Annotated in this window: 24 protein-coding genes; 1 reads left to right on the top strand and 23 read right to left on the bottom strand. The window is 39.9% G+C overall.

The window, feature by feature from the left end; genetic code table 11:
• Positions 1-7: 7 nt before the first annotated feature.
• From MKX72_RS21275 to MKX72_RS21365, 19 genes are all read right to left on the bottom strand, one after another.
• Positions 8-391, bottom strand: coding sequence for a YlqD family protein (locus tag MKX72_RS21275; RefSeq protein WP_013058897.1), 384 nt, complete (start codon positions 389-391; stop codon positions 8-10).
• A 151-nt stretch (positions 392-542) separates the two neighbouring features.
• On the bottom strand, positions 543-773 hold the full coding sequence (locus MKX72_RS21280) for a KH domain-containing protein (RefSeq protein ID WP_013058898.1): 231 nt from the start codon (positions 771-773) through the stop codon (positions 543-545).
• An 11-nt stretch (positions 774-784) separates the two neighbouring features.
• Entirely contained in the window at positions 785-1,057 is a 273-nt protein-coding gene (gene rpsP, locus MKX72_RS21285; RefSeq protein ID WP_013058899.1) for a 30S ribosomal protein S16, read from the bottom strand.
• A 137-nt stretch (positions 1,058-1,194) separates the two neighbouring features.
• A complete protein-coding gene (ffh, locus tag MKX72_RS21290; RefSeq protein WP_028411443.1) occupies positions 1,195-2,538 on the bottom strand; it encodes a signal recognition particle protein in 1,344 nt (447 codons plus the stop codon).
• 12 nt (positions 2,539-2,550) lie between these two features.
• Complete coding sequence (locus MKX72_RS21295) at positions 2,551-2,883, bottom strand: putative DNA-binding protein (protein ID WP_025750337.1); 333 nt, start codon at positions 2,881-2,883, stop codon at positions 2,551-2,553.
• 273 nt (positions 2,884-3,156) lie between these two features.
• A complete protein-coding gene (gene ftsY / locus MKX72_RS21300) occupies positions 3,157-4,155 on the bottom strand; it encodes a signal recognition particle-docking protein FtsY (RefSeq protein ID WP_013058902.1) in 999 nt (332 codons plus the stop codon).
• Between the two features lie 25 nt (positions 4,156-4,180).
• Positions 4,181-7,741, bottom strand: a complete 3,561-nt coding sequence (gene smc, locus MKX72_RS21305; RefSeq protein ID WP_028411444.1) for a chromosome segregation protein SMC — start codon at positions 7,739-7,741, stop codon at positions 4,181-4,183.
• Positions 7,742-7,818: 77 nt separating this feature from the next.
• A complete protein-coding gene (rnc, locus tag MKX72_RS21310; RefSeq protein WP_155007667.1) occupies positions 7,819-8,565 on the bottom strand; it encodes a ribonuclease III in 747 nt (248 codons plus the stop codon).
• A gap of 181 nt (positions 8,566-8,746) precedes the next feature.
• Positions 8,747-8,980 carry an acyl carrier protein gene (gene acpP, locus MKX72_RS21315; RefSeq protein WP_013058905.1) on the bottom strand — a complete coding sequence of 78 codons (234 nt, stop codon included), beginning with the start codon at positions 8,978-8,980 and terminating at the stop codon, positions 8,747-8,749.
• 138 nt (positions 8,981-9,118) lie between these two features.
• Positions 9,119-9,859, bottom strand: coding sequence for a 3-oxoacyl-[acyl-carrier-protein] reductase (gene fabG / locus MKX72_RS21320; protein WP_013058906.1), 741 nt, complete (start codon positions 9,857-9,859; stop codon positions 9,119-9,121).
• Between the two features lies 1 nt (position 9,860).
• The gene (fabD, locus tag MKX72_RS21325; protein WP_033579774.1) at positions 9,861-10,805 is read right to left on the bottom strand and encodes an ACP S-malonyltransferase; all 945 of its coding nucleotides are present in this window, start codon (positions 10,803-10,805) and stop codon (positions 9,861-9,863) included.
• Positions 10,806-10,808: 3 nt separating this feature from the next.
• On the bottom strand, positions 10,809-11,813 hold the full coding sequence (gene plsX / locus MKX72_RS21330) for a phosphate acyltransferase PlsX (protein ID WP_028410795.1): 1,005 nt from the start codon (positions 11,811-11,813) through the stop codon (positions 10,809-10,811).
• A 20-nt stretch (positions 11,814-11,833) separates the two neighbouring features.
• Positions 11,834-12,397 carry a transcription factor FapR gene (gene fapR / locus MKX72_RS21335; RefSeq protein ID WP_013058909.1) on the bottom strand — a complete coding sequence of 188 codons (564 nt, stop codon included), beginning with the start codon at positions 12,395-12,397 and terminating at the stop codon, positions 11,834-11,836.
• Between the two features lie 263 nt (positions 12,398-12,660).
• Positions 12,661-14,709 carry an ATP-dependent DNA helicase RecG gene (recG, locus tag MKX72_RS21340; RefSeq protein ID WP_033579773.1) on the bottom strand — a complete coding sequence of 683 codons (2,049 nt, stop codon included), beginning with the start codon at positions 14,707-14,709 and terminating at the stop codon, positions 12,661-12,663.
• The gene (gene sdaAA, locus MKX72_RS21345) at positions 14,702-15,589 is read right to left on the bottom strand and encodes an L-serine ammonia-lyase, iron-sulfur-dependent, subunit alpha (protein ID WP_155007666.1); all 888 of its coding nucleotides are present in this window, start codon (positions 15,587-15,589) and stop codon (positions 14,702-14,704) included. The genes recG and sdaAA overlap by 8 nt, the downstream gene beginning before the upstream one ends.
• 79 nt (positions 15,590-15,668) lie before the next feature.
• Positions 15,669-16,331 (bottom strand): L-serine ammonia-lyase, iron-sulfur-dependent subunit beta, encoded by a 663-nt coding sequence (sdaAB, locus tag MKX72_RS21350; protein ID WP_028411448.1) that lies wholly within the window; start codon positions 16,329-16,331, stop codon positions 15,669-15,671.
• Positions 16,332-16,543: 212 nt separating this feature from the next.
• Positions 16,544-17,572 carry a PTS sugar transporter subunit IIC gene (locus MKX72_RS21355; protein WP_016765419.1) on the bottom strand — a complete coding sequence of 343 codons (1,029 nt, stop codon included), beginning with the start codon at positions 17,570-17,572 and terminating at the stop codon, positions 16,544-16,546.
• Positions 17,573-17,768: 196 nt separating this feature from the next.
• The gene (locus MKX72_RS21360; protein WP_028411449.1) at positions 17,769-19,436 is read right to left on the bottom strand and encodes a DAK2 domain-containing protein; all 1,668 of its coding nucleotides are present in this window, start codon (positions 19,434-19,436) and stop codon (positions 17,769-17,771) included.
• Positions 19,437-19,452: 16 nt separating this feature from the next.
• Positions 19,453-19,815: an Asp23/Gls24 family envelope stress response protein gene (locus tag MKX72_RS21365; protein ID WP_013058913.1), complete on the bottom strand. Its 363-nt coding sequence runs from the start codon at positions 19,813-19,815 to the stop codon at positions 19,453-19,455.
• Positions 19,816-20,129: 314 nt separating this feature from the next.
• On the opposite strand from MKX72_RS21365, the gene rpmB reads away from it, so the two are divergent.
• Complete coding sequence (gene rpmB / locus MKX72_RS21370; protein WP_013058914.1) at positions 20,130-20,318, top strand: 50S ribosomal protein L28; 189 nt, start codon at positions 20,130-20,132, stop codon at positions 20,316-20,318.
• A gap of 57 nt (positions 20,319-20,375) precedes the next feature.
• On the opposite strand, the gene spoVM is transcribed toward rpmB, so the two are convergent.
• The 4 genes from spoVM to rsgA all read right to left on the bottom strand — a co-directional run bounded on the left by spoVM (position 20,376) and on the right by rsgA (position 22,840).
• Complete coding sequence (spoVM, locus tag MKX72_RS21375) at positions 20,376-20,456, bottom strand: stage V sporulation protein SpoVM (protein ID WP_016765421.1); 81 nt, start codon at positions 20,454-20,456, stop codon at positions 20,376-20,378.
• A 79-nt stretch (positions 20,457-20,535) separates the two neighbouring features.
• Positions 20,536-21,183: a thiamine diphosphokinase gene (locus tag MKX72_RS21380; protein WP_028411450.1), complete on the bottom strand. Its 648-nt coding sequence runs from the start codon at positions 21,181-21,183 to the stop codon at positions 20,536-20,538.
• A 116-nt stretch (positions 21,184-21,299) separates the two neighbouring features.
• Complete coding sequence (gene rpe, locus MKX72_RS21385) at positions 21,300-21,956, bottom strand: ribulose-phosphate 3-epimerase (RefSeq protein ID WP_013058916.1); 657 nt, start codon at positions 21,954-21,956, stop codon at positions 21,300-21,302.
• 2 nt (positions 21,957-21,958) lie between these two features.
• Entirely contained in the window at positions 21,959-22,840 is an 882-nt protein-coding gene (rsgA, locus tag MKX72_RS21390; protein ID WP_013058917.1) for a ribosome small subunit-dependent GTPase A, read from the bottom strand.
• Positions 22,841-22,845: the final 5 nt, after the last annotated feature.

A 22,845-nucleotide genomic window follows, 5' to 3' on the forward strand; every position in this document is an offset into this window, starting at 1 on the left:
TTCACCTCTATCTAATCTCAACAACTTTGCTATCTTTTATAATAATTGTTTTACTTTCTTTTATCTTTTCCCAATCATCGCCGATTTTTACCTCTACTAAGGCATCCAGTTCCGTTTCAACGAGTTCGCTCCCTAAAGGAAGCTTTTCTAATTGCGTCAGCTGAAAGTTCAACACTTCAATTTTTTCAAGGCGAGCGGATTTTTCTTTTTCAAATTGACTATGTAATAAAGAAGAACCTTTATTGGCTTTTTCCATGTGCTTTAACTGAAATTTCAGCTGTTCCATTTCCTTTTCAAGCGCCTGCTTGCGGTTTATAAAACGATTTTCAAGATCTTGTTTGCTTGCTTCAGTTAACACTTGTTTCACAACCACTTTTTGAATAATGTTCAAAACGTTCCCTCCGCCCTCAAGATAGTGACCTTGTGCTTTTTACATGCATATTGAAATAGCTGCTTCTTGCTCGCAAAAGACTTACTGTGATCAAAACGTTCATCTTATCATAACATAAAAAAAGGGGGAGGTTATCCCTCTCCCTTTTTGATTACTCTTGAATTTTCACATACACTTTTTTACCTTGCTGTGATGCTGCTGCATTCACAACAGTTCGAATCGCTTTTGCAACGCGGCCTTGTTTGCCGATTACTTTGCCGACATCTTCTTGGTGAACAGTAAGGATGTAAGTCACTTGACGTTCATCTTCTTGTTCCTCCACTTTAACATCAGCTGGATAATCAACAAGCGGCTTTACAATTGTTTCGATTAGTGATGTCATCTCGAGTGAAATTATTTTCCTAATTTAGCATTATGGAATTTTTCCATGATGCCTTCGTTAGAGAAAAGGTTACGAACTGTATCAGATGGTTTAGCACCATTTTGTAACCATTTAAGAGCTAGCTCTTCATCGATTTTAACTTCAGCTGGTTGAACTACAGGATTGTAAGTTCCAACTACTTCGATGTAACGTCCATCACGTGGTGAACGAGAGTCTGCTGCTACGATACGATAGAAAGGAGATTTTTTAGCTCCCATACGTTTTAAACGAATTTTTACTGCCATTTTATAAAGCACCTCCGAATATGTTTCAACAAGATAATATAATATCAAATAGGTAAAATGTTTGTAAAGGTTTTTTTCTTAACACTAGAAAAATATTTTATTTTCTTTGGTTTTTTCAGTTCAAATCAAGCATTTTATCATGAAAAGAATGGAAGTTTCATACCCTTTTTCTTGCCTTTTGACATATTTGTCATTTGTTTCATCATTTTTTTCATGTCTTCAAATTGTTTAAGCAAACGATTGACTTCTTGTACAGAACGTCCGCTTCCTTTTGCAATACGCTTTCTTCGACTTGAATTAATGATTTCAGGGTTTGTTTTTTCCGCTTTCGTCATCGAACGAATAATTGCTTCTACATGATTAATTTGCTTTTCATCAACCTGCAGGTTTTTGAGCCCCTTTACTTTATTGGCGCCCGGAAGCATACCAATTAGCTCATCAAGCGGTCCCATTTGACGCACCTGAGCAAGTTGATCTAAAAAGTCATCAAATGTAAATGACTGCGTGCGCAGCTTAGCTTCAAGCTCTTTTGCCTTTTCAGCATCTACATTTGCCTGAGCCTTTTCGATAAGCGTCAGCACATCACCCATACCTAAGATACGGGAAGCCATACGCTCTGGGTGGAATGCTTCAATAGCATCCATCTTTTCTCCAAGACCGACAAACTTAATTGGTGTATCAGTTACTGCACGAATAGAAAGCGCTGCACCACCGCGCGTATCGCCGTCTAGTTTCGTTAATACAACGCCAGTTAATCCTAATTGCTTATTAAAGCTATCCGCAACGTTTACTGCATCTTGACCCGTCATCGCATCGACAACAAGGAAAATTTCGTCTGGGTTAGAAAGCTCTTTGATCTGTTCTAACTCCTCCATTAGATTTTCATCAACATGCAAACGTCCCGCTGTATCAATTAATACATAATCGTGATGCTCTTCTTTCGCATGAGCAATAGCTTGTTTCGCAATCTCCACAGGACTTACTTGATCACCTAATGAAAAAACAGACATGCTAAGCTGTTTCCCTAGTGTTTCAAGCTGTTTAATAGCTGCCGGACGATAAATATCTGCTGCTACAAGCAATGGATTACGGTTATATTTTTTACGTAATAAATTGGCAAGTTTACCAGTTGTTGTTGTTTTACCTGCACCTTGAAGTCCAACCATCATAATTACAGTTGGAGCTTTTGGAGCTACTGCAATCTTGCTTTGCTCTCCGCCCATAAGTGCAGTTAATTCTTCTTGTACAACCTTAATAACTTGCTGTCCAGGCGTTAAGCTCTTAAGAACGTCTTGACCTACAGCACGTTCGCTTACGCGCTTAACAAAGTCTTTTACTACTTTAAAGTTTACATCGGCTTCTAAAAGGGCAAGTCTAACTTCACGCATCATTTCTTTAACATCAGCTTCGTTAACTTTTCCTTTTCCTTTTAACTTTTGCAGTGTGCTTTGCAAACGGTCGGCTAATCCTTCAAATGCCATATACGCCGCCCCCTAATCTAATTTCTCGAGCGAATCAAGAAGAGAAGAAAGCTTACTGTTCTTGTGTAAGTCGGCTGCAAGTTCGTCTTTCAGTTGTTGAACAATTGATTGACGCTCTTGAAACCGTTGAAATAACAATAGCTTTTCCTCATATTGTTCAAGCATTTGCTCTGTACGTTTTATATTATCATAAACTGCTTGACGACTCACATCAAATTCTTCCGCTATTTCACCGAGGGAATAATCATCCAAGTAATAAAGTGACATATAACTTCTTTGTTTGGGCGTCAACAGCGCCTGATAGAAGTCAAATAAGTAATTCATTCTTGTTGTTTTCTCGAGCATATGCACGCTCTTTTCAACCATCTGACCGCCCCCTTGTTAAGTGAAAAGCCTTTACATGTTATTAGTTTAACTAGGCGAGGTTTGAATGTCAAGTTTTTTCCTTAACACCTCACATTTTTCCACTTAAAAGAGATGGAAACATAACTAAATTACTTCAATTTAAAGACGACTAAATATGAAACCTGCGTCCACCCTACTAATAAAAAGATCCGAACGATTAATCGTTCGGATCTTCCTTCAACGAAGATACTTTTATCCCAGCCTCTTTTTAGATTACGCCTCTTTTTCTGTTTCTTCTTCTACAGCATTGGCAAATAACCCATAGATATATTGCTCCGTGTCAAACGGCTGAAGGTCGTCTACTTTTTCTCCAAGTCCAACGAATTTAACAGGAAGCTTCAGTTCGTTTCGAATGGCAAGAACAATCCCGCCTTTAGCCGTACCATCTAGTTTTGTTAACACAATTCCAGTCACGTTCGTTGCTTCTGAGAATGTTTTAGCCTGACTTAAAGCGTTTTGACCCGTCGTCGCATCAAGTACGAGAAGCACTTCATGCGGAGCACCAGGAATTTCTCTCTCAATAACACGCTTTACTTTCTCTAATTCTTTCATTAAATTCACTTTGTTTTGAAGGCGACCTGCTGTATCACATAATAAAACATCTGCTTTTCGAGCCTTGGCTGACTGAACAGCGTCATACATGACAGCGGCAGGGTCAGAGCCTGCAGATTGCTTAATAACATCAACACCAACGCGTTCTCCCCATACTTCTAACTGCTCAATCGCACCGGCACGGAACGTATCTCCTGCCGCCATTACGACTTTTTTGCCTTCTTGTTTGAATTTATGTGCAATTTTCCCAATTGTTGTTGTTTTCCCAACGCCGTTTACCCCTACAAACAAAATAACCGTTAAATCATTTTGCTGCATATTTAATTCACCAATCTGCTCTTCACCAGATTCATAAATATCAATTAATTTCTCAGAGATGACAGCCTGTACATCTTGAGGGTCCTTAATATTACGGCGTTTCACTTCCGATTTTAAGTCATCAATTAAATCCAACACGGTAGCCACGCCGACATCAGCGCTAATTAAAATTTCCTCTAATTCCTCAAAAAACTCTTCGTCTACTTGACGATAGCGAGACACTAGATCATTCACACGTTCCGAAAAAGAATTGCGTGTTTTTGATAGTCCATCTTTAAATTTTTGTGTAACAGAATCCGTTTGCATTGTAATTTTTTCTTTTAATTTCTTAAAAAAGCTCATTCGTACCACCCTTTCATTCTATGAGTTAAACATATTGCTTTGATTCTTCTAAACGAACAGAGACTAATTTCGATACGCCAGATTCTTGCATTGTCACACCGTACAGTACGTCAGCTTCTTCCATTGTACCTTTTCGGTGAGTAATAACAATGAACTGTGTTTGATTACTAAATTTGCGTAGATACGTAGCGAAGCGATGAACGTTCGCTTCATCAAGCGCCGCTTCCACTTCATCTAGCACACAAAACGGCACCGGACGTACTTTCAAAATAGAAAACAGGAGGGCAATGGCTGTTAACGAACGCTCGCCGCCTGACAGCAACCCTAGATTCTGCAGTTTTTTCCCAGGAGGCTGGGCAACAATTTCCACCCCTGTATTTAATAAATCTTTCGGATCTGTTAATTTCAAATCCGCTTTTCCTCCTCCGAATAGTGAAGAGAACACTGTACCAAATTCATTGCGGATACGAGAGAACGTATCAGAAAAACGTTTCTTCATTTCCTCGTCCATTTCTTCAATCACTTGATACAGGGTATTTTTCGCTTCGTCGAGGTCAGCTCGCTGCGTATTTAAAAATTCATAGCGTTCTGAAACGCGTTCGTATTGTTCGATAGAACCTAAGTTTACGGTTCCTAATTCATCAATTGCCAGCTTAATGAGCTTGATTTTTTTCCTTGCTTCTTGAATATCTAATGTTAAAGGATACTTTTCTTTTGCTGCTTCAAAGCTAATTTCGTACTCTTCTGTCAGCTGCTGGAGACGGCTGTCTAGCTCTACGTCAATTCGATTGATTTTGACTTCTTCATCTTTTAAAGCATCCGTAATTTGTTTGTACTGACGCTGGAGCTCTTTTACAACCCTTTCTTCGTCTTCAAGCTTATTCTGGGCTTTCAACCGCTCTGATCTGCAGTCATCCATTAATTGTAACGTTTCTGTCTTTTCTTTTATTCGCTCATGCGCCGCTTCTTCGAGCTGAAGTTCACCCGAGTCGTTGCTCGTGATTTCACTCGTTAAAAGAGAAAGATCATCTGTAGCTTCAGACAAACGCTGAATGGTTTGATCAAGCTCAAAGCACACTCTTTCGTATTTTTCTTGCTGATTTGTGAGGAACTGTTCTTTTTTCGCAAGAAGCACTTTTACTTCTGTAAGCTCATGTTGAACCGTTTCTTTAGACGTTTGCTGTGTATGCTTGCGTGCAGCTAACTCTTCAATGTTTTTCTCTAATACATTTGCCTGCTGCTGATTTCCCTGCAAACTCGTATGCAGCTCATCAATTCGAGCGGACAAGCTTGTTTGATCTTGTCTAAAGCTAGCAATATCATGATCATACATGGTTAAGCGGTCATTCACTGCTTTTTCTTCGATGTCAATTTGCTTTACTTCTCGGTCAGATTCCTGCTCTTTGTCTTTCAAGCGTTCCACAAATGCCTGCTGTTTATTAATTTCCTGTTGAAGCTCTTCAATCTGTGACTTTTTATCTTTCACATCTTGCTCGAGCACAAGCGTCTTTTGTTCCATCTCTTCTATTTTTGCCGTAATGGCTTCCACTTCACGCTGACGGCCTAACAAAGAGTTGGACTTTTGCTTCATTGAACCGCCTGTCATCGAACCACCGGGGTTGACCACATCCCCTTTAACGGTCACAAAACGATAGCGATGCTGCACAAGGCGGGCAAGTTCATTCGCGCCTTTTAAATCATTGACAACAATAACGGTTCCAAGCAAATTTTTAATAACTCGGTCGTAAGTAGCTTCGTATTTAACAAGAGATGAAGCGATTCCTACATACGCTTCGTGACTCTCTAGCATAGAAATAGTTTGAGCCGGAACATAACGGTCTTTTACAGACGTCAGTGGTAAAAATGTAGCTCTTCCGTAACCGTTTTGTTTCAAAAAGCCAATTGCCTGACGGGCACTTTGTTCGTCTTGAACGACAATGTGCTGAGCTGCTCCTCCAAGCGCAATTTCAAGCGCTGTTTCATACTCTTTTGGGACATTAATTAGCTCAGCAATGGCACCTTTAATACCTGCAAGCTTCCCATCACGCGCTTTTAGTACTTCTTTTACACCGTGAAAATAACCTTCATAGTCTTCTTGCATCTCTTCAAGCATTTCTTTTCGTGATTTTGTCTGTTGCACGTACTGATAAGCTTGATAAAGCGTAGACTCTTGTTTACGATAGGCTTGCCTTAATGACTCAAGCTTCTCTCCTTGCTGCTTATACACTTGTACAGCCTGCTGAAGCTCTTGACGAAACTGAGCGAGCCTTTTGATCGCCGCTTCTTTTCGCTGCGTTAATTCACGGCGCTGTTGGACGTATTGCTCGTTGGATTTTGTTAAGCGCTGCTCTTTTTCAAACGTTTGCATTTTTTGCTGCTCTAAAAATGAAATTTCATTTCGAGCGGATGTTTGAGCGTTCGCTAATTCAAAATATTCGCTTTTCATCTGTTCAAGTTTTTCTTCTAGATTCTCACTGTACTGCCTGAACAACTGTTCCTGCTCAGTAAGCTTCAGACGTATCTCTTGCACTTCTTTTTGAGATTGCTCAAGATCTTTTCCTTCGCTGTCTTTTGCTTTACTTAGCTCTTGATGCTTATGAGTATACTCTTTTACTAAACGTTCCAGCTGCTCTTTATTTTGAAAAGCATTTTTCTTACGCTCTTTTAATACTTCTTTTTTGCCTTCTAGCTTTTCTACTTCTTCACTTACATATAGTAGTTTTTTATGTAAAGAGTCTAGCTGTTCATCGATTTGCTGAATATGCGAACGAAGGGTCTGAATTTCTCCTTCACGCGTGCGAATATTGGTCGCGAGAGATTCTTCAAGCTGCTCGTGCTGAGCCATTTCAGCTTTTAATTTTTCCCATTTCTGATGAAGATCTTCAACTTCAAATACCGTAACAGCCACATCAATGTGCTCTAATTCTTCTTTTTTCTGCAAATAATCTTTTGCAATAGACGATTGAATCTGTAAAGGCTCTAACTGACCTTCAATTTCATGAAGAATATCTACTACTCGATTTAAATTTTCTTGCGTTTCGAGAAGCCGAAGCTCCGCTTTTCGTTTACGCGTTTTGTATTTTAATACACCTGCTGCTTCTTCAAAAATTTTACGGCGCTCGTCAGATTTACTGCTTAGTACTTCTTCTACTTTTCCTTGACTGATAATCGAAAAAGCTTCTCTTCCAAGTCCTGAGTCCATAAATAAATCGACAATATCTTTTAAACGGCACGGCTGGTTGTTAATAAAAAATTCACTGTCTCCTGAGCGGTACACGCGCCTTGTAATACTAACTTCATGATAATCAAGCGGGAGAAATTGGTCATCATTTTCCAAAGTCAGCGTTACGTCAGCCACGTTTACCGCACGGCGTGATTCGCTTCCTGCAAAAATAATGTCCTCCATTTTCCCTCCACGAAGCGATTTGGCTGACTGTTCTCCAAGCACCCAGCGTATAGCATCCGTAATGTTGCTTTTTCCGCTCCCATTCGGTCCTACTACCGCCGTTACACCTGGCACAAAATCTATCGATACTTTTTCTGCAAACGATTTGAACCCTGCAATATCTAATCGTTTGAGGAACATAGAAATCCCCCCTCACACATGTAATCTTTTCATAGCAAATCCCCCTTTATAACGAATGCGTTAAGAGGGGGATCATTTTATTTCGTTTGACTTGCTCTAATTTTCATAATAGCTACTTGAGCTGCTTTTTGCTCTGCTTCTTTTTTCGAACGGCCTACACCAACGCCGAGCTCTTCACCATTTAACGATACGCGAGATAAGAATTCGCGATTATGCGCTGGACCTTTTTCTTGCAAAACTTTGTATTCTAATTGTCCAACTCCATCACGTTGAATCACTTCTTGAAGCTGGCTTTTGAAATCCATCACATGAGAAAAAGCACCTTCATTAATTTTTGGAAAGACAACTTTTTTTAGAATCGTTACTACCGTATCAAGCCCTTGGTCTAAATAAAGAGCTCCGATAAATGCTTCAAACACATCGGCCAGTAAAGCCGGTCTAGATCGGCCGCCCGTCATCTCTTCACCTTTTCCAAGTAACACTAGTTTACCAAAATCCATTTCATTTGCAAAAGTAACAAGCGACGGTTCACACACAACTGCTGCACGAAGCTTCGTTAACTCACCTTCACTCATCGTTGGATACTTTTTAAATAAAAATTGTGATACGGTTAGCTCTAATACGGCATCTCCTAAAAACTCAAGACGCTCGTTGTCTTCATACGGTCTTCTGCGATGCTCATTCACATAGGATGAATGTGTAAATGCTTGAAAAAGAAGCGCTTCATTTGTAAACTGAATACCAATTTCCTTTTGAAACTCGGCAAAATTTTGCTTGAATTTCACGTTCATCTTTCGATCTCGATTTGAATATTGTTTAGGCATAAAATACCTCCGCTTACCTGCTTCAATTGTTTCGTAGTTTTTCCCTACCATCTCTCATTATAAAACGAGGTATCCTAAAAGATACACTACCTTTTCAAAAAAAAGAGGTCTTTTTTTGAAATTCTTAAAAAGAAGAGAAAGCCCCGCTGTTTAACGGGGCTTTTCATACATATACTACAGATTAAATTTGGCTCTGTATGTAATTAACTGCATCTCCTACAGTTGAAATTTTTTCAGCTTCTTCGTCAGAAATTTCGATATCGAATTCCTCTTCAAGCTCCATTACAAATTCAACTACGTCTAGAGAGTCAGCACCTAAGTCTTCTTTGAAACTAGATTCTAGTTTCACTTCACTTTTGTCTACACCAAGACGATCAACAATGATTGTTGTTACGCGTTCTAGTACCTCTGCCATTGTTCTTCACCTCCCCTCAAGTCATTATAGATGATTTCCATCTAAAATACTATGGTTGAATAATAAAGTTTATCGGTCGCCTAGTAAACGTCCCTTTGTACTTTATCACCAAATTGCACTTTTCGTAAAGTGCCTTTTTTACATCACCATTCCGCCGTCAACGTGAATCGTTTGACCGGTAATATAACGGCTTGCATCTGATGCTAAAAACGCAACTGCGTTCGCAACATCCTCAGGCTGGCCAAAACTTGCAAGAGGAATTTGCTTTAACATTTCCGCCTGAACTTCTTCATTCAATTTATCCGTCATGTCTGTTGCAATGAAACCAGGAGCAACTGCATTCACTGTAATATTGCGGCTTGCTAATTCTTTGGCAGTTGTTTTTGTTAAACCAATCACGCCTGATTTTGCTGCTACATAATTTGCTTGTCCAGCATTACCGCTGACGCCGACAATTGATGAAATGTTAATGATGCGTCCTGCGCGCTGCTTCATCATTTGACGAGTAACCGCTTTTGTACACAAAAACACGCCTTTTAAGTTTGTATTAATAACATCATCCCATTCGTCTTCTTTCATACGCATAAGAAGATTATCACGTGTGATGCCCGCGTTGTTTACTAAAATATCTACTGAACCAAATGTAGAAATCGCTTCTTTTATCATTGCTTGTACAGAATCACTTTCTGCCACATTTGCTTGTACAGCAATTGCATCCGTTCCTAGTCCTTTAATTTCATCCACAACTTCAAGAGCTTTCGCTTCGCTTCCAGAATAGTTTACAACTACTTTAGCACCAAGCTTTCCCAGCTCAATTGCAACGGCACGACCAATTCCGCGAGAAGCGCCTGTTACAACTGCAACTTTCCCTTGTAACATGTTATTCTCCCCCTTTTAGTGCGTCAATCGTTGATTTTAATGATGTAAGATCATTAACAGCGTAAACAGCCGCACGGCGATTTACTTTTTTCACAAGACCTGATAATACTTTTCCTGGTCCAATTTCAACAAATGTATCTACACCTTCTGCAAGAAGTGTCTCAACTGTTTCTTCCCATCTCACTGGAGAATACAGTTGTTCCACTAGCTTGTTTTGAATATCTTGACTGTCAGTAACCGGCTTTGCTGTTACGTTTGCTATGACTGGAACTTTCGCATCGCTAAAGCCCACTGTTTCTAGCGTATCACGTAATTTTTCAGCAGCTGGCTTCATTAAACTAGAGTGAAACGGACCGCTTACCACTAGAGGAATCACGCGTTTTGCACCTTTTTCTTTGGCAAGAGCTCCTGCTTTTTCTACGCCATTTACCGTACCTGAAATAACAATTTGACCCGGACAGTTAATATTTGCAAGCTGAACAGCGTCGCCTTCGTTTGTAATTTGAGCGGTAACGGCTTCTAGATCTTCCGCAGACATGCCAAGCACTGCTGCCATTGTACCTTGACCTGCTGGTACAGCTTCGTCCATATAGCGACCTCTTTTGTGAACAGCCACAACAGCATCTTTAAACGATAAAACCTCAGCAGCCACAAGCGCACTGTATTCTCCTAGACTGTGACCCGCAACAAAATCGGGTGTAATTCCGCTCGTTTTAAACGCTTCAAGCAGCATTGTACTCGTTGTTAAAAGAGCAGGTTGAGCGTGATAAGTTAAAGTCAATTCTTCTTGAGGCCCTTCAAAAATAATGTTTGAAAGACTGAACCCTAAAGCTTCGTCAGCTGTATCAACCAGCTTTTTTGCTTCCTCTGTTTCATCATATAAATCTTTTCCCATACCAACAGTTTGTGACCCTTGGCCTGGAAAGATAAAAGCAATTTTCCCCATTTCTTATCTCTCCTTTTCTTCATTAGCAGTTTGTTCGATTGCTTTTTGAATAGTGGAAGACACATTGTTTTCCACCATATTCACAGCTTGCTTAATCGCGCTAAATACTGCATTCGCATCCGACGAACCGTGCGCTTTGATAACAGGCGCATGCAATCCAAACAGCCCTGCTCCTCCATATTCACTGTAATCCATTTTCGCTTTTAAACCCTGCAGCTGAGGCTTGAGTACCGCTGCGGCTAACTTGCTTTTTAACGTGCTCATTAATTCTTGTTTAATCATTGAAAACAAGGAAAGCGCCGTTCCCTCAATGCTCTTAAGAGTCATATTTCCTGTAAAACCATCTGTTACAACCACATCGGCTACGCCGTTTAGCAAATCACGAGATTCTACGTTGCCTACAAAATTGAGATCAGCGTTTTTTAGTAGCTGAAAAGCTTGTTTGGTTAAGTCATTTCCTTTTTTATCTTCAGTTCCAATGTTCAACAGTCCCACTCTAGGAGCTTGAATGCCGCGTACTTTTTCGGCATACACCGACCCCATCACAGCGTACTGGAGCAAATGTTCAGGCTTGGCATCAACATTTGCACCAACATCTAGCATTAAAAAGCCTTTTCCATCTAGTGTCGGAAGCGTCGGAGCAAGTGCTGGGCGTTCAATGCCTTTGATGCGACCTACAATAAAAAGTCCGGCTGTCATTAACGCACCTGTATTTCCTGCTGAAATACAAGCATCGGCACGACCTTCGGCTACTTCATTTGCCATTAATACCATAGATGCTTGTTTTTTACGACGCACAGCTCGCACTGGCTCGTCAGTTGCATCAATGGTTTCTTCTGTATGAATAATCGAAATACGATCTGAATTCGTTAAATACTTTTTTATTTCTGATTCGTTTCCAATTAACGTAATATGTAATTCTTTAAATTGAGCAGTAGCTTTTTCTACACCTTCAATAATGGCTTTCGGTGCATGATCTCCGCCCATTGCATCAATAGCTAGTTTCATGTTGGGTCTCATCCTTTTTATTATTTATCCTTTGTAGAACGATACATTTTAAAAGTGCCAGAGAACACTTGCTCTTGCCCTACATAGCTGTTTACCTCAACGGTGGTTCGCACTTCACTAGTTGACAGAACTTTCGCTTTTGCTATCACTCGTTCATGAAGTTTAACAGGGCGATGATAACGGATCGACGCATCTGCTGTGAGCGCTAGTTCGTTGTTAATAACAGCGACAGCTAACGAATTAGCCTGCGCAAAAAGGTGGTGACCACGAGCAATTTGATTACGCTGAAACACATGCTCTGTTTTCACATCAAAAATAGATATCGCTGATTGATCTAGTTCAATGTCGATAACTTCTCCAATTACTTCTTCAATCGGAAGCGAACGCACTTCCTCGTCTAGTTGTTTTGAAGCTACATGCTTAATACGTTCTCGCAGTTCAGGAATCGACAACTCTAGGCGGTCTAATCGAATTGTTTGAACGCTCACTGAAAAACGGTCTGCTAGTTCTTCATCCGTAATAAATGGGTTTTCTTCAATTGTCGTTTTTAATAGCTGCTGTCTTTCTTTTTTACTGCGCTTCATTGTCCACCATCCGAACTTTTAATACTAGGTACTAATAGCAGTATATAATCATTGCCTTCTAATTGCAACATTTTTCACATGCTGTATTCTGTGCATCACACTATGGATATTCATGACTATTAACAGCCGCTAAAAGTATCTACATACATGAAACCGACGTTCACCCTGCCAATGAAAAAATCCGAACGAGTTGGATTCTTCATCAAGAATCTCGATTCATCGTTCGGATTTCCCTTCAACTAAACTACTTTCAGCCTCTTTTACTAATCAAATTTTTCTCCAGTTAATACGCCCGTTGCTTCTAATTGTATTCTCAGCAGCGCAAACTGCTCTTCTGTCCAAAAACTGTCGGAATTTACAAGCTTAGCAGCATCTTCTCGAGCTACTTCAAGCGCACGGTAATCGTGCACCATATCCGCTACTTTAAACTCAGGCATCCCGCTTTGTTTTCTACCAAAGAAATCACCAGGCCCACGAAGCTCTAAGTCTCTTTCTGATAATACAAATCCATCGTTTGTTTCCGTCATAATGGTCATTCGTTCTTTTCCAACTTCTGATTTCGGATCCGCGAGTAGAATACAATATGACTGTGCATCTCCTCGTCCTACGCGTCCTCTTAGTTGATGAAGCTGAGATAACCCAAAGCGCTCTGCATCATAAATGACCATTACGGTTGCATTCGGAACGTTCACTCCTACTTCTACAACCGTTGTTGATACTAAAATCTGCACGTCATTTACGCTAAACTGTTTCATCACTTCTTCTTTTTCATCAGGTGACAATCTTCCGTGCATGAGACCAACGCTTGCTTTTCCATTAAAATAGTGAGTGAGTGTTGCATGCACATCAATTGCATTTTGAACATCCAGCTTGTCCGATTCTTCAATCAACGGACAAATAACATAAGCTTGTCTGCCATCGTGTATTTCTTTTTCAACGAAATGTAAAATACGTTCAAGCATATCATGTTTTACCCAGTACGTTTCAATAGCCTTACGTCCTGCTGGCATTTCATCGATAATGGACACATCCATTTCTCCAAACACCGTAATAGCAAGGGTTCTTGGAATAGGAGTCGCCGTCATAAACAGTACATCCGGACTTTCTCCTTTTTCACGTAAAACCCGGCGCTGTCCAACTCCAAAGCGGTGCTGTTCATCCGTAATGACGAGCCCTAAACTATTATATATAACTTCGTCTTGAATTAAGGCATGTGTACCTACTAATACATGAACATCTCCGTCTCTCACTCGCTGAAGCAGCTCTCTTCTTGCTTTTCCTTTAACAGACCCTGTTAGCAAGCCTACGCTGATGCCTACCTTTTCAAGCATCGCAGTTAATGACTCTGCATGCTGTTCAGCTAAAATTTCAGTCGGTACCATTAAAGCACCTTGATGTCCCGCTAAAACAGTGGCGTATAAAGCAACCGCTGCTACGACTGTTTTACCTGACCCTACATCACCTTGCAGCAAGCGATTCATGCGATAAGGCGATTTCATATCGTGCGTAATTTCGTTTACTACACGTTTTTGAGCGCTTGTTAACGGAAACGGCAGCAAGTTCGTGAAGTTTACCAGCTCAGTTGAATCAAATGCTTGCTTCATTCCAGGCGTTTCTTCTCTTTCGCGCTTTCTCAGCGCCTGCATTTTTAATTGAAAAAGTAGAAATTCTTCATAGACAAACCGACGTCTCGCTTGTTTTAAATCTTCATGATCACGAGGTAAGTGAATACTTCTAACCGCTTCTTCACGCGTTACTAGTTTGTACCTAGAACGAATAGAGGCCGGGAGCATATCCTGAATGCTGCTCCCATAATTCTTCAACGCAAGAGAGACGAACTTCCGCATTCCTTTGACCGTTAAGCTGCCTTTAACTGAGTAAACAGGCTCAATCGTTTGATTTTTAACAAACGGAGAAAATTGAAGCTCCTGCAAGTTAATCGTTTGCCGATGCTGATCCCATTTCCCTGTAACCGTAACAGTTTGATCGATTTCTAACTTTGATTTATAGTAAGGGCGATTAAAACAAGTAACCGTAATCAAATAGCGGTTTACTAGCAGCCGAAACGTAAGGCGCGAACGTTTTTTGCCGTAATACGTAAGCGAGGGGACGCTGTGAACCTTTCCTTCTACGGTGACCTTTTCGTCGTGCTTTGCTTCAGCCAAATCTTTTAACTCATAATCTTCATAGCGGTATGGGAAATGTTCTAACAAGTCATGCACACTGTGAATATGCATATCCTCTAATGCTTGTGCTGTTTCATCTCCAATACCTTTAATGGTTTTAATTGAAATAGTTGTTAGTTCATTCACTTTTATTTAATGCAATACCAAAGATCTTCGCTTCAAGCTCGCGACCTGTTGGTGTTGCCGCTGAGCCTCCTTGTGCAGTTTCTCGTAATGCAACCGGCATTGTTTGACCAATTTTATACATAGCATCAATGACTTCATCACATGGAATACGACTTGTAATGCCTGCTAAGGCCATATCTGCTGCAATCATTGCATTCGCCGCTCCCATTGCGTTTCGTTTCACACATGGAACTTCTACTAGCCCCGCTACTGGGTCACATACTAATCCTAGCATATTTTTGAGAGTAATTGCCATTGCTTCAGCTGCCTGACTCGGTGTACCTCCTGCCATTTCAACAATCGCTGCCGCTGCCATACCTGAAGCTGAACCAACTTCTGCTTGACATCCGCCTGCTGCTCCTGAAATAGACGCATTATTGGCTACAACAAACCCAAAAGCACCTGATGTAAATAAAAATTCAATCATTTCTTTACGAGTTGGGTTTAGCTTATGTTGCACTGCAAACAGCGTTCCTGGCACTACCCCCGCAGATCCAGCAGTAGGCGTTGCACAGATTGTCCCCATTGCCGCATTTACTTCGTTTGTCGCTACAGCTTTGCTGACTGCATCTAAAATCAAATTTCCAGATAAAGATTTTCCGCTTTGAATATAGTTTTGAAGCAGCACTGCATCCCCGCCTGTTAAACCTGTAACAGACTGTACCCCTTTTAAACCGCGTTCAACCGCTTCTTCCATAACCGTTAAGTTCCGGTCCATTTTTTCCATGATTTCTTCACGAGTAACTCCCGTGATATCTATTTCCTGTTGAATCATAATTTCTGCAATTTTTACATTTTGACTTTCTGCTAATTCTACTAGTTCTGCTACATTTCGAAACATAGTAACCTCCGCTATTATTCTGTCTTATTTTCACTTTAGAACCATATATAATTATTCGATTTATTCTCCTAGGCCTTTCCTATTCAACCATTCTTGTTACTTGAATAATGTGAGGCAATGTTTTTAACTCTTCAATTACATCATCTTCAATATTCGTATCCATTTCAATTGCCATAAGCGCTACTTCGCCGCGCTCTTTGCGAGATACTTCCATATGTCCGATATTAATTGAATGTTTCATCAAAATATTTGTAACGGTCGCAATGGCACCAAATCGATCATTATGCACAACGAGAATAGCTGGATTCATGCCTGATAAATTTAATTCAAATCCGTTAAGCTCCGTAATTTGAATTTTTCCTCCGCCAATTGAAATTCCAACAACTTCAATTTCCTTTAATCCGTCGCTCATTTTGATGCGAGCAGTATTCGGATGGTCTGTGATTGCCGCTTCCTCAACAAATGTGACGTCAATTCCTTCTTTTTTAGCCAAGTCCAAAGACTCCGGAATACGCTGATCGAATGTATCAAAATCTAAAATACCGCCAATCAACGCTACGTCTGTTCCGTGCCCTTTATACGTTTGAGCAAAAGAACCGTACAATGAAACCACAACTTTTGTGGGCTGCTTACCAAAGAGTGTTCGGGCAACGCGTCCAATACGCGCTGCACCAGCCGTATGTGAACTAGATGGTCCAATCATTACCGGACCAATAATATCAAAGACAGATTTATATTTCATAAGGATTTTCCCCCTGCTATTTAGACATTGTTATTACTTATATGTTACTTGAGCTTTTGACTTTTTGGAAGCTTTGTTTCACGCTCTTAAAAAATTTAAAAATTCTCATTTTTGTTAGAGATTCACGCACAAAAAAAGCGGTGTATTTATCCATAAAAATAGGATAAGTACACCGCTTTTTTTGCTATGTTATGCAGGAAAAGATGAATTACTTACGCTGCTTCTTGCTCTGAAGCTACATCGTCTACTGTTTTAATTTTAAAGTTTTTAAAAACAACTGAACCTATAAACCCAGCTAATGCTCCCGCTAGTGCACAAAGTACTGCACAAATTGTGACCTTCATAGGGTCATTAAACCCAAACATCACTGCAAGTCCTGCGATTGGCGTTGCCGTGCCTGCAGCATCATTTACTAATCCGAACAGAGCCACAACTACACCCGCTAGTGCCCCTCCAACAAAGTTGGTAATGTAAATAGGAATTGGATTGGCTGAAATAATATTCGCTTGTGTTAAAGGTTCAACTGCAACTGAAATGGTTGTACGACGATCCCCAATTTTTAATCGATCAAACAGCACATAGTTCATGAAAGAAGAACCAAACACAGCAAGAGCTCCAATCGCCATAGGCAATCCCGTTAACCCTAGCATAGCCGTTAAAGCCATTGAGCTAAGCGGAGCCGTTGCTACTACTGTAATAACTCCCCCTAAAATAATTCCCATCAAAATAGGGCTAGCACTTGTTGTATCTTTAATAATTCCTCCAATATTTAAAAGCGTCGCATCTACAATAGGTGAGAATGCATTACCAATTAATCTTGTTAAAGGTGCTGCAATTAAGATATTGCCTAATAAGTCTAGACCAGCAGGTGCCTTTTTCTCAATAAATTTCACTACAAATGCCATGAGGTATCCCGCAAAAAATCCAGGGAGCAAGCCTAGTCCTGAACACACCACGCCCATCATAAGAGCATATACAGGAGATACTCCTAACGCCAAAGCAACTAGTGCAGCTGCTGCAACTCCTCCCATTCCTCCTGCAGCCTTTCCAACTTCACCTAAGAATGAAATACCTAGTAAATCTCCTCCTACATATGACTGAAAGGCCTCTACGAGAAACGCAGCCACCGCTCCGCTTGCCAGAGCCCCCATCGCTTTCATGCCATAAGGTGCCTTGTTGCTAAACAACCAAAATAAAAATAAAACTAATAACAATAAACCTGTTCCTTTTAAAATATCCACTGTTGCCTCTCCTCTCATGCTGTTTTCTTTCACATTTGACTCAATCAGTTTTCAAAACTACCATACAAACGGGTTCTTTTCAACTAATATACCTAATATAACGAACGATTACAACATGTAAAAATAAAATAGTTCGTATTTAACTTAAAAAACACAAAAAAAGAAGCGCCCCTTGAGAGGAGTGCTTCTTTTTTTGTTATTCAATTGCAAAAATGTAAGAATATAAAGGTTGATCTCCTTTATGAAGCTCTACCTCAACTTCTTCAAACGTTTCTTCTACAAACGATGTTAGCGCTTCAGCTTCATCGTCTGAGACATCCTCTCCTTGAAGAATCGTAAGGATTTCCGCTTCGTCATCAATCATATAAGTCAATAGCTTTTTCGCTGCTTCTAATTTCTCTGAATCTTTTACGACGATTTTCTTTTCGGCAATACCCATAAAATCGCCTTTAGCTAATTCAAGACCATCAATATTTGTATCGCGAACTGCATACGTTACTTGCCCTGTTTTTACGTGCTGCAGAGCTTCTGTCATTGCTTCCTCGTTTTCTTTTAAGCTTTGCTGAGGATTAAATGATAGCAGCGCTGTCATTCCTTGAGGAACCGTTTTAGACGGGACAACCGAAACGTGACTGCCCGCAACAGCAGCCGCTTGGTTAGCAGCCATTACAATATTTCCGTTATTAGGTAAAATAAGTACCTGTTCTGCATTTGTTTCTTCAATCGCTTTGACAATATCCTCCGTACTTGGATTCATTGTTTGTCCGCCTTCAATGACAACCGTTGCCCCAAGGCTCTTGAACAATTCAGCAATTCCTTTTCCCATTGATACAGTAACAATGCCAAAGGGCTGTTTTTCAGCCTTTTTTACTGCAGGCTTTTCTTCATCTGAAACAATGCTGCTATGCTGTTCTCTCATGTTTTCAATCTTCATTTTAATTAAACTTCCATATTGCTGCCCGTAGTTTAACACTTCTCCAGGATGCTCGGCGTGAATATGAACTTTCACAATTTCATCATCAGATACTACAAGCAACGAGTCGCCCCATTTACTTAAATCTTGGCGAAACGTTTCTTCAGAAAATGTTTTAGCTGCGGGCTTATCCTCTTCCAGCCTTACCATAAATTCTGTACAATAGCCAAATTCAATATCTTCTGTATTCATATGGCTTTGCGCATGCTTATGATGCTCAGCATTTACAAGTTCATTCATCGAAGGAGCTGACATGGGTACACCCGGAAGTTTTTCACCTTTTAATTCAGCTAAAAACCCTTCATAAATTAAAACAAGCCCTTGACCTCCGCTATCCACTACGCCTACTTCTTTTAACACGGGTAAAAGATCTGGCGTGCGATTTAACGAAGCATTAGCTTCCTTAAGTACTTCTTCCATGAACAGAATCATATCAGATTGCTTTTTAGCAACAGCCGCTGCTTTTTTAGCAGTATCCTTAGCTACTGTTAAAATGGTTCCTTCGATTGGTTTCATAACAGCTTTATAAGCAGTTTCTACACCAAGCTCAAGAGCTTCAGCAAACTCAACTGTTGTAATCGCTGACTTTTGCTCAACCGATTTCGCAAAACCGCGGAATAATTGAGATAAAATAACTCCTGAATTACCGCGCGCGCCCATCAATAAGCCCTTAGACAAAGCTTGACTCACTTGACCGATGTGATCAGATAGTTTATTTTTCACTTCTTTAGCACCAGACGTAATCGATAAGTTCATATTTGTTCCAGTATCACCATCTGGTACAGGAAAAACGTTCAGCGCATCCACGTAATCTGCATTGTTAGATAGATGCTGGGCTCCTTGAAGCACCATTTCTCTAAACCGCTTTCCGTCCAACGTTGTCATTGACACGAATCTTCCTCCTTAATTAAACGTTCGTTACACGAACACCCTGCACATAAATATTTACTGAATCAACCGTTAGACCAACCGTTTGTTCCAGCGTGTATTTTACTTTTGTTTGCACATTATGAGCAATTTCAGAAATTTTTGTTCCATAGCTTACGATAATGTACATGTCGATATGTACGTCATCCTCTTCTTGTCTTACCACAATACCTCGTGTAAAGTTTTCTTTGCGAAGAATTTCTGTAAGACCATCTTTAAGCTGATTTTTTGAAGCCATTCCGACAATCCCGTAACAATCAACAGCTGCTCCTCCAGCAATTGTTGCAATTACATCTGTAGAAATATCAATTTGACCATACTTCGTTTTCATTTCGATGGACATACTCGTTCCCCTTTCTACTTTCATAGGTTATAAATATTCTACTATAATCAATCTCGTTTTAAAAGAGGCGTCCAGCTTGTCCCTTTTAAAGATGACAGTATTGGGTATCAACTTGTCTTAAAATAAGTAATTGTCCAAGTTATACCTATTTCTACTCTCTATATTATTGAACATAGATTCATTTTATATGTCAAGGAAAATTTCTTGAAAGCTTTTCTCCAGAACTATTGCATTCTCTTTAAGGCTGTGATAAATTAATATAGTATTTCTCAAAACAGAATTGAGTAGTTTTTTTGGTGTTAGGAGGGAAAATCATGGCACGCAAATGTGTAGTAACTGGTAGAAAAGCTCGTTCAGGTAACGCACGTTCTCACGCAATGAACGCTACTAAGCGTAAATGGGGTGCTAACGTTCAAAAAGTACGTATCTTAGTGAACGGTAAACCAAAACGTGTGTACGTTTCAGCTAGAGCCCTTAAGTCTGGTAAAGTTCAACGCGTTTAATCTTTATAATGAAAAAGCACCATATTTTATGGTGCTTCTTTTATTATTCCGGCGTTGTTAATCTTTTTTAAACGAATTAAGCATGACCTTTACGATCCCACCTAAAAACTTTGGAAGTTTGATTGTATAGAATTTCATACTGTCCCTCCTAACCGTCTCCACACTTTATCTCCTTTTAAAGAAAGCCCTATGTCCTGCTCTCATTTTCCATACTTCATCACAAGCAACGTTTATCATTGCTTCTTACCATCATTAATATGCCTTTTGTAAATGAAAAAGTACCTCTTTGTTGAATAAGTTCATTGCTAATACATAAAGTTGAGCCGAGTTCTACTTCATGCTTATTGAGCGGATATTTGAAACCTTCTAGCGTAAGCTCTTTTACACCGCCTGCAAAAGGAACGAATGAAATATAGTGAAACTCCTTTAAACGATCAACATGATAAGTGCCTGGTTCAAACAATTGAATGATATTTTGATTGTCAATCATTTGTACATTCGCTTTCTTTTTTAAGCCTTTGTACAGGAGCTGAATGCTTCCAAACATGTGGTCAAGTCTTCCACCTGTTGCTCCAAAGATACAAATACTGTCCGGTTTTTGCTCTATTGCCCACTCAAAAGCAAGTTCCAAATCAGTTGCATCTTTTTCCGCAGGATACAATTCAACATCTTGTAATGCTTCTCTCACTCGCTTAAGCTGCGCATTTGTAATGGAATCAAAATCTCCGAATGCTTTCACGGGCAAAATGTCTTGTTGAAGAAGCAGGAATACGCCCCGGTCTACTCCTACCCACTTTACATCATTTGATTGGTGCAGGAGTGGCATATGTTCATCCGGTCCCCCTGCTAGAATATGAATTTTCATTATGTATATGCTCCTTTTCTATTAAAAAATGAACGAAATAAATATGTTTTCTTTATCCTAAAAGAAAAAGCTGCTGTGTACAAGTTCTACCCGTTGTACACAGCAGCTTTTATTACTTACGCTTGAACAGTTGTGCGAATTTGGCTGATTGCGCCAGCTCGATCTTCTTGATTATAAATAGCTGAGCCAGCCACTAAGACATTTGCTCCTGCTTCTACACATTTTCTTGCTGTTTCTTCATTAATTCCTCCATCAACCTCTACTTCAATAGAAAGGTGACGGATTTCAATAAGCTGAGAGATTTGCTCAATTTTCGGCAGTACACTTGGAATGAAGTTTTGTCCTCCAAAGCCTGGGTTCACCGTCATTAATAAAATAAGATCGATATCTTCTAAGATATGCTTTACCACGTCAATTGGCGTTGCAGGATTTAAAGCAACGCCTGCTTTCATGCCGTGCTCTTTGATTAATTGAATGGTGCGGTGCAAATGAGTACACGCTTCAGCATGTACCGTTAAAATATCAGCACCCGCCTTTGCAAACATTGGAACGTATTGATCTGGGTTTTCAATCATTAAATGCACATCTAATGGCAGTGTTGTGACAGGGCGTACAGCCTCAACGATAAGCGGTCCAATTGTAATATTAGGAACAAAATGGCCATCCATGACGTCTATATGGATGTAGTCTGCTCCACCTGCTTCAACTTCACGAATTTCTTCAGCAAGCTTTGAAAAATTGGCAGATAAAATGGAAGGTGCGATTTTTGTCATTTTTAATACCTCGGCTTTCTTTGCTTAATTTCCTCAATAAATTGCAAGTAATGTTCGTAGCGATAACTCGGAATTTCTTTTTGTTCGTATGCTTCTTTCACCGCACATTTTGGTTCTTTCACATGCAAACAACCTCGAAATTTACACTGTTCACTCAAACGCGACATTTCAGGAAAACAATCGGTCAACTCTTCTACTTCTAACGTTAAAAATTCCAGTGAGCTAAAGCCTGGCGTATCAGCTACTAAACCTTCACCAAACGAAATCAGTTCTACATGACGTGTTGTATGCTTTCCTCTTCCAAGTGACATTGAAATATCATTTGTCTTTAACTCAAGCTCTGGTTTAAGCGTATTTAGCAGTGAAGATTTACCTACACCTGACTGTCCAGCAATAACCGTTACGCGATCTTCAAATAACGGCTGAATTTGTTCCATGCCTTTTTCTGTGACTGTCGACGTTAAAATGACCTCATATCCTATTTTACGATATTCTTCGGCATATTGCTCGATTTCTTGCTTTTGCTGCTGTGATAAAAGATCTACTTTTGAAATACAAATAATAGGTTCAATATGATTAGACTCCACTAACACTAAAAATCGGTCAAGAAGCATTGTACTAAAATCAGGTTCAATCGCTGAAAAAACAAGCAGCGCCTGATCAACATTTGAAATTGGGGGACGAACTAATTCATTTTTACGTTCTTTAATTTCAAGTATATATCCTTCAAGCTTATTTTCCGCCTGAAATACTACATTGTCACCGACTAAAGGCGTTACCTTCTTTTTACGAAAAACACCTCGTCCTCGACATTGCGTTACTTGTCCGTCATGAAGAACATAATAAAATCCGCTAAGGGATTTAATAATTCTTCCTTCTGGCATAACCT

It is taken from the genome of Priestia sp. FSL R5-0597, from assembly GCF_038006305.1.
Taxonomy (GTDB): Bacteria; Bacillota; Bacilli; order Bacillales; family Bacillaceae_H; genus Priestia; species Priestia zanthoxyli.

Excerpts from the sequence above, each read along its gene's own strand:
- sdaAB (WP_028411448.1), bottom strand. The coding sequence starts at position 16,331 with ATGAAATATAAATCTGTCTTTGATATTATTGGTCCGGTAATGATTGGA.
- rnc (WP_155007667.1), bottom strand. The coding sequence starts at position 8,565 with ATGCCTAAACAATATTCAAATCGAGATCGAAAGATGAACGTGAAATTC.
- rpmB (WP_013058914.1), top strand. The coding sequence starts at position 20,130 with ATGGCACGCAAATGTGTAGTAACTGGTAGAAAAGCTCGTTCAGGTAAC.
- ffh (WP_028411443.1), bottom strand. The coding sequence starts at position 2,538 with ATGGCATTTGAAGGATTAGCCGACCGTTTGCAAAGCACACTGCAAAAG.
- MKX72_RS21365 (WP_013058913.1), bottom strand. The coding sequence starts at position 19,815 with ATGTCCATCGAAATGAAAACGAAGTATGGTCAAATTGATATTTCTACA.
- sdaAA (WP_155007666.1), bottom strand. The coding sequence starts at position 15,589 with ATGTTTCGAAATGTAGCAGAACTAGTAGAATTAGCAGAAAGTCAAAAT.
- plsX (WP_028410795.1), bottom strand. The coding sequence starts at position 11,813 with ATGAAACTAGCTATTGATGCAATGGGCGGAGATCATGCACCGAAAGCC.
- fabD (WP_033579774.1), bottom strand. The coding sequence starts at position 10,805 with ATGGGGAAAATTGCTTTTATCTTTCCAGGCCAAGGGTCACAAACTGTT.
- acpP (WP_013058905.1), bottom strand. The coding sequence starts at position 8,980 with ATGGCAGAGGTACTAGAACGCGTAACAACAATCATTGTTGATCGTCTT.
- ftsY (WP_013058902.1), bottom strand. The coding sequence starts at position 4,155 with ATGAGCTTTTTTAAGAAATTAAAAGAAAAAATTACAATGCAAACGGAT.
- spoVM (WP_016765421.1), bottom strand. The coding sequence starts at position 20,456 with ATGAAATTCTATACAATCAAACTTCCAAAGTTTTTAGGTGGGATCGTA.
- rpe (WP_013058916.1), bottom strand. The coding sequence starts at position 21,956 with ATGACAAAAATCGCACCTTCCATTTTATCTGCCAATTTTTCAAAGCTT.
- MKX72_RS21380 (WP_028411450.1), bottom strand. The coding sequence starts at position 21,183 with ATGAAAATTCATATTCTAGCAGGGGGACCGGATGAACATATGCCACTC.
- rsgA (WP_013058917.1), bottom strand. The coding sequence starts at position 22,840 with ATGCCAGAAGGAAGAATTATTAAATCCCTTAGCGGATTTTATTATGTT.
- MKX72_RS21295 (WP_025750337.1), bottom strand. The coding sequence starts at position 2,883 with ATGCTCGAGAAAACAACAAGAATGAATTACTTATTTGACTTCTATCAG.
- fabG (WP_013058906.1), bottom strand. The coding sequence starts at position 9,859 with ATGTTACAAGGGAAAGTTGCAGTTGTAACAGGCGCTTCTCGCGGAATT.
- fapR (WP_013058909.1), bottom strand. The coding sequence starts at position 12,397 with ATGAAGCGCAGTAAAAAAGAAAGACAGCAGCTATTAAAAACGACAATT.
- rpsP (WP_013058899.1), bottom strand. The coding sequence starts at position 1,057 with ATGGCAGTAAAAATTCGTTTAAAACGTATGGGAGCTAAAAAATCTCCT.
- smc (WP_028411444.1), bottom strand. The coding sequence starts at position 7,741 with ATGTTCCTCAAACGATTAGATATTGCAGGGTTCAAATCGTTTGCAGAA.
- MKX72_RS21280 (WP_013058898.1), bottom strand. The coding sequence starts at position 773 with ATGACATCACTAATCGAAACAATTGTAAAGCCGCTTGTTGATTATCCA.